Source organism: Knoellia altitudinis (assembly GCF_042666355.1).
In the GTDB taxonomy this organism is placed as follows: Bacteria; Actinomycetota; Actinomycetes; order Actinomycetales; family Dermatophilaceae; genus Knoellia; species Knoellia altitudinis.
Window position 1 is genome coordinate 2555450 of record NZ_JBHTDK010000001.1, and the last position, 6370, is coordinate 2561819.

Sequence of the window (6370 nt, forward strand, 5' to 3'; positions counted from 1 at the left end):
CCGATGTTTCCCGGAGCGTGGTTAGGCTTCGGGGGTGAATGAGATCGAGATCGGACGTGGCAAGCGCGCCAGGCGCGCCTACTCCTTCGACGACGTGGCGGTGGTGCCCTCGCGGCGCACCCGCGACCCCGAAGAGGTGTCGGTGGGCTGGCAGATCGACGCCTACCACTTCGACCTGCCGGTCATCGCCGCGCCCATGGACTCGGTGATGTCACCCGAGACCGCGATCGCGTTCGGCGGACACGGCGGCCTGCCGGTCCTCGACCTCGAAGGTCTGTGGACCCGCTACGAGGACCCGGCGCCGCTGCTGGCCGAGATCGCCACGCTCGAGCCGGCGCTCGCGACGTCGCGGATGCAGGAGATCTACCGGGCCGAGATCGTGCCCGAGCTCATCGTCGAGCGGCTGCGCACCATCCGTGAGGCCGGTGTCACCGTGGCCGGCGCCCTCACCCCGCAGCGCACCCAGCAGCTCTGGAAGACCGTCGTGGACGCGGGCGTCGACCTCTTCGTCATCCGTGGGACGACCGTCTCGGCCGAGCACGTGTCGAGCCGCGCCGAGCCGCTCAACCTCAAGCGGTTCATCTACGAGCTGGACGTGCCCGTCATCGTCGGCGGCGCGGCGTCCTACTCCGCCGCGCTGCACCTCATGCGCACCGGGGCCGCAGGTGTGCTCGTCGGTTTCGGCGGTGGTGCAGCCCACACGACCCGGCGCACCCTGGGCATCCACGCACCCATGGCCTCGGCCATCGCCGACGTGGCAGCAGCCCGGCGCGACTACCTCGACGAGAGCGGCGGCCGCTACGTCCACGTCATCGCCGACGGCGGGGTCGGCACGAGCGGCGACATCGTCAAGGCCATCGCCTGCGGGTCCGACGCCGTCATGCTCGGCGCCGCCCTGGCCCGCACGACCGAGGCTCCGGGCCGCGGCTTCCACTGGGGAGCCGAGGCCCACCACTCCGAGCTGCCGCGCGGTGAGCGAGTCGAGGTCGGTGCGGTCGCCTCGCTCGAGGAGGTCCTCTTCGGCCCGAGCCGGGTCGCTGACGGCACGACCAACCTCGTCGGTGCGCTCCGTCGGGCCATGGCCACGACCGGTTACACCGAGCTCAAGGACTTCCAGCGGGTCGAGGTCGTCGTCGCGCCCTACGAAGGCGGCTGAGCCGACCCGGTCCGCGACCTCGGTCACACCCCTGTCCCGACCCGGCCCCTTTGGTTACTCTCAGGTAATGACCGACGTCATCGCAGACCCGGAGCTGGACCCCACCGCCACGTATGCCGTGGACCCGACGCGCGTGCGCAGCCTCGCCGCCCGCGTCGTCGCCGGTCCCGGGGCGAGCCAGCACGTGAGCCGCACGCCGATGACGGGAGCGCCACTGGCGTCGCTCCCGGTCTCGACCCCGCAGGACGTCGCCGTCGCCTTCGCGACGGCTCGTGGCGCCCAGCGCGCCTGGGCCCGGCTCGACGTCGAGCGACGCGGCGGGGTGCTGCTGCGCTTCCACGACCTCGTGCTCGAGCGACAGGTCGAGCTGCTCGACCTCATCCAGCTCGAGTCCGGCAAGGCCCGCCACCACGCCTTCGAGGAGGTCGCCGACTGTGCGGTCGTCTCCCGGCACTACGGGCGAGCGGGCGCGGCATACCTGAAGGACAGGCGGCACCTCGGCGCGATCCCGGTCCTGTCACAGTCGGTCGAGAGCCACCGGCCCAAGGGTGTCGTCGGCATCGTCTCGCCGTGGAACTACCCGTTGAGCCTGGCGATCACGGACGCACTCCCCGCTCTCATGGCGGGCAACTCCGTCGTCCTGCGCCCGGACCAGCAGGCCTCGCTCACGGCCCTGGTCGCGCACGAGCTGCTTCTCGAGGCAGGGTTGCCCGAGGGCGTGCTGCAGGTCGTCCTCGGTCCGGGGAGCTCGACCGGCCAAGCGGTCGTCGACCAGGCCGACTACGTCTGTTACACCGGCTCCACCCCGACGGGGCGCACCGTCGGTGAGGCAGCGGCCAGGCGTCTCGTCGGCTTCAGCCTGGAGCTCGGAGGCAAGAACTCGATGTATGTCGCTGCTGACGCGGACATCTCGCGAGCCGTCACCGGCGCGCTGCGGGCGTGCTTCTCCTCGGCGGGCCAGCTGTGCATCGGCGCCGAGCGCCTCCTCGTCCACCGCGACGTGTTCGGCGAGTTCGTCACGACCTTCGTCGAGGCCGTCGAGGCGATGACACTGGGCACGGATCTCGCCTACGGCTACGACATGGGCTCGCTCGTCGGCCAGGACCAGCTCGACACCGTGACCCGTCACGTCGAGGACGCGCGCGCCCACGGCGCCGTCGTGCTCACCGGAGGGCGGGCTCGCCCCGATGTCGGGCCGTTCGTCCACGAGCCCACCGTCCTCACCGGCGTCACCGAGGCCATGCAGTGCCGGGACGAGGAGACCTTCGGGCCCGTCGTGTCGATCTTCGAGGTCGGTTCGGACGTCGAGGCGGTCGAGCTGGCCAACGACACCGAGTACGGCCTCAACGCCTCCGTCTGGACGCGCGACGTGCGTCGTGGCCGCCGGATCGCTGCGCAGATCCGCACCGGCACGGTCAACATCAACGACGGGTATGCCGCGGCCTGGGGGAGCGTCGGTGCGCCCATGGGTGGGATGAAGGCGTCCGGCATCGGCCGTCGGCACGGCCGTGAGGGCATCCTCAAGTACACCGAGAGCCAGAACGTCACCGCTCAGCACCTCGTGGCGCTCGGAGGTCTCCCCGGCGTGTCGGACGAGCGCTACGCCCGCGGCATGACGGTGGCACTGCGCGCGATGAAGGCGCTGGGCCTCACGTGAGCGACGCGACGGGAGGTGCCGACGTCGACGTGGACGTCGTGGTCATCGGGACCGGCTTCGGCGGCTCCGTCGCAGCGTTGCGCCTGGCCGAGAAGGGCTACTCCGTCCACATGCTCGAAGCCGGTCGCCGCTTCGAGGACGAGGACTTCGCCAGGACCTCGTGGGACCTGCGCAACTACCTGTGGGCGCCGGCGCTGGGGCTCTATGGCATCCAACGGGTGCACCGGCTGCCCGACGTCATGATCCTGGCCGGTGCCGGTGTCGGTGGTGGCTCCCTCAACTACGCCAACACGCTCTATGTCCCGCCGGAGCCGTTCTTCCGCGACCCGCAGTGGGCGCACATCACCGACTGGCGCGACGAGCTGGCGTCGCACTACGACACGGCCTCGGCCATGCTCGGTGTCGTCGAGAACCCCTGCGAGGGCCCGGTCGAACAGATCTGGCGCGACGTCGCAGCCGACATGGGCGTGCCGGAGACCTTCCGGAAGACCCCGGTGGGCGTCTACTTCGGCGAACCCGGCGTCGAGGTCGAGGATCCCTACTTCGGTGGCGCCGGTCCGACCCGCCGCGGGTGCATCGAGTGCGGCAACTGCATGGTCGGCTGCCGGCACGGCGCCAAGAACACGCTGCGCAAGAACTACCTCCACCTCGCCGAGGGGCTCGGCGTGACCATCGAGCCGCTGCGCACGGTGACCCGGCTGGGGGTCGTGCCCGGCACGCAAGGTGCGCACCCGGCATACGGGCAGGGCACCGTCCACAGGGTCCTCCACGAACAGACCGGACCCGTCCCCGGCAGGGACACTCGCGTCATCACCGCTCGCCACGTCGTCGTCGCGGCCGGCACCTGGGGCACGCAGACGCTCCTGCACGCCATGCGCGACGAGGGGGAGCTGCCGCGCATCTCGGACCGGCTCGGACACCTCACCCGCACCAACAGCGAGGCGCTGCTCGGCGCGATGACCCAGCACGTGAGTGACGAGGCGGCCCTGTCGAGCGGGATCGCCATCACGTCGTCGTTTCACCCGGACGCGGATACCCACGTCGAGAACTGCCGCTATGGACCGGGTTCCAACGCGATGGGCCTGTTGTCGACGCTCCTGGTGCCCGGTGACACCGGTCGGTCACGACCCGTCGCGTTCGTGCGTCAGCTCCTGCGTGAGCCGCAGGCCCTGCTCAGGCAGTTCCCCATGACGACGCGGTGGAGCGAGCGCACCATCATCGGGCTCATCATGCAGTCACGCGACAACTCCCTCCGGGTCTCGGGTCGCCGGGGGCTCTTCGGTCGGCGTGGGCTCACCTCGCGCCAGGGGCACGGGGAGCCGAATCCCACCTACATCAAGGCCGGCCACGACTCGATGCTGGCGGTCGCCGACCGTCTCCGGAGGCTCACCGGCGAGTACACCATCGCGGGAGGCACCTGGGGCGAGGTGTTCGACGTGCCACTGACGGCGCACTTCCTCGGTGGCGTGGCGATCGGTGACAGCGCGCGGACCGGCGTCATCGACCCCTACCACCGGCTGTGGGGGCATCCCGGGGTGTCGGTGGTGGACGGGTCGGCCGTGTCCGCCAACCTCGGTGTCAACCCGTCGCTGACGATCACGGCGCAGGCCGAGCGGGCGATGTCCTTCTGGCCCAACAAGGGTGAGGTCGACCAGCGTCCTGATCAGGGTGAGGCCTACCGACGCCTCGACCCCGTCCCGGCGGCCAACCCGGCAGTGCCCGCACTCGCCCCGGTCGAGCTAGGCCTTCCGGTTCTGCGCACCGTCTGACCGTCGCAAGGGATCGCGACCGGAGGCGATGAGAATCCCATCGCCTAGGGACGTCGCTCCAGGATGACGGGGTCGACGCCGTCCCGCTCCCAGTAGTTCTGGAATCCGATTGCCACGCACGTCTCGCTGGAGGGACAGCTAACGTCCCAGAGCCGAACCGAGTCCGGGGTCGTTCCCGGCAACACCGGTAGGGGCTCGATGGTTGCCACTGCGGTGGGGTCGATCACCGCTCCGATGCCAAGGGAACTCGAGTTCCCTATGGCCGTGCACGCTCCAGTTGTGGGGCACGACAGGGAGCTCAGTTCGCCGCGCCATCCCGATGAACTCGATGTCGGCACCACTGACCAGGTCCCACCTCGGAACGCCTCCACGAGCGGCTTGGTGTCACCACCTGTGGCATACAGTCCGACGGCGAAGCACTCACCTGTGTCCAGGCAGTCGATGTCGGGGAGGCGGTGGGTCGAGGGTGAGTCACCGGGCGGCATCGGGACGTCATCGTCCGGCATGGGCGCACGCGACGCCGTGACAGCCCCGGGAGTGACCGCACCCACGGACACTACTTCCTTGGATGAACTGTCCACGTAGGCGCCGGTGAACGCACACGCAATGGGGGCCCAACACGCGATCGCGTCGGGGTGGTGGCCGTACATCGCCCCGGAGGGAGTGGGCACGGCGCGTGCCGCCTTCACGCCACTGGACACTGTGATCACCATGCCTGTGGTCTGGGGATCGACGCCGTCGTAGCCCCCGATGATGGCGCAGCCGAGGGCCGCCCAGCAGGAGAGGTCAGAGAAGTCACCCGTCGCGCCTTGGACTGCGTCGGGTGGTCTTGGCACTGTGACTTCGCTCCAGGCGCCGTTGGAAAAGGTCGAGAAGACGCCGATTCCGTTCCTGTCACCGATCGCATGACAGGTACCCGCCGCAGGGCATTCGAGGCCGCCGTCACCGCTGACGACCATGGGGATGATCGACCACACTTCTCCCGAGAGGACAACGGAGAGGTGTCGGTCCGGACTGCCGTAGTCCGCGCCGGACACCGTGACGGGGGCGACGCAGAACGCTGCTGAGGCACAGGCCAGCTCCGACATCCACACGTACTCCTCGGAGACGGTCCCGATGCTCTTGGAGGTCCACGTGGTGGAGGTGCGCGTCGAGACGAAGATGTTTTTCACCCCGCCAGTCCCGGTGTAGTGACCGACGCCAAAGCAGGCGGTGGTCGTGGGGCAGTCGGTCACGAGAAGACGGGCACTGTCCGGGTCGGCCCCGGACGGCAGGGGGACGCTGCGCGCAGTCCAGGTCGGCTCGGTGCCGGCGAGGTGGTAGCCGGCGATGTCGCCGAGGAGGTGGATGGTGCTGGCGGAGCCGTTGCGCAGGGCGATCTTGCCGTTGGCTCCGACCTTGACGACGACGAGGTTGGGGATGGTCTGTCCGGCGGTGAAGTTGAGGTTGGAGGCGGTGGGTGCGGTGGTGCCGTCGGGGTGGACGGTGACGTAGCCGTTGCTCTTGGGTGAGGTGACGGTGACGTTGATGACGACGGCGGAGACGCCGGTGGTGGGGACGCCGCCCTTGCCCAGGACGGTGACGTGGGCGGTGCCTCCGGCGGGAACGGGGCCGGTGGCGCCGAGGTTGGTGCGGGTGTCCAGCACGCGGGCCGGCGCCAAGGACGCGAACGCACCTGGGGCGGCGGGGGTGCCGGCGAGGTGGTAGCCGGCGATGTCGCCGAGGAGGTGGATGGTGCTGGCGGAGCCGTTGCGCAGGGCGATCTTGCCGTTGGCTCCGACCTTGACG

Annotated in this window: 4 protein-coding genes; 3 read left to right on the forward strand and 1 reads right to left on the reverse strand. The window is 70.0% G+C overall.

Annotated elements, in window-relative coordinates; all coding sequences use genetic code 11:
• Positions 1 to 34: 34 nt before the first annotated feature.
• From ACFQW8_RS12090 to ACFQW8_RS12100, 3 genes are all read left to right on the forward strand, one after another.
• Complete coding sequence (locus tag ACFQW8_RS12090) at positions 35 to 1156, forward strand: GuaB3 family IMP dehydrogenase-related protein (RefSeq protein WP_380087660.1); 1122 nt, start codon at positions 35 to 37, stop codon at positions 1154 to 1156.
• 67 nt (positions 1157 to 1223) lie between these two features.
• Positions 1224 to 2813, forward strand: a complete 1590-nt coding sequence (locus ACFQW8_RS12095; RefSeq protein WP_380087662.1) for a succinic semialdehyde dehydrogenase — start codon at positions 1224 to 1226, stop codon at positions 2811 to 2813.
• Positions 2810 to 4582, forward strand: coding sequence for a GMC oxidoreductase (locus ACFQW8_RS12100; protein ID WP_380087665.1), 1773 nt, complete (start codon positions 2810 to 2812; stop codon positions 4580 to 4582). Before ACFQW8_RS12095 ends, ACFQW8_RS12100 begins: the two co-directional genes overlap by 4 nt.
• 44 nt (positions 4583 to 4626) lie before the next feature.
• On the opposite strand, the gene ACFQW8_RS12105 is transcribed toward ACFQW8_RS12100, so the two are convergent.
• The coding region (locus ACFQW8_RS12105) for a hypothetical protein (protein WP_380087666.1) at positions 4627 to 6370 on the reverse strand (1744 nt) is incomplete at its 5' end.

Excerpts from the sequence above, each read along its gene's own strand:
- ACFQW8_RS12095 (WP_380087662.1), top strand. The coding sequence starts at position 1,224 with ATGACCGACGTCATCGCAGACCCGGAGCTGGACCCCACCGCCACGTAT.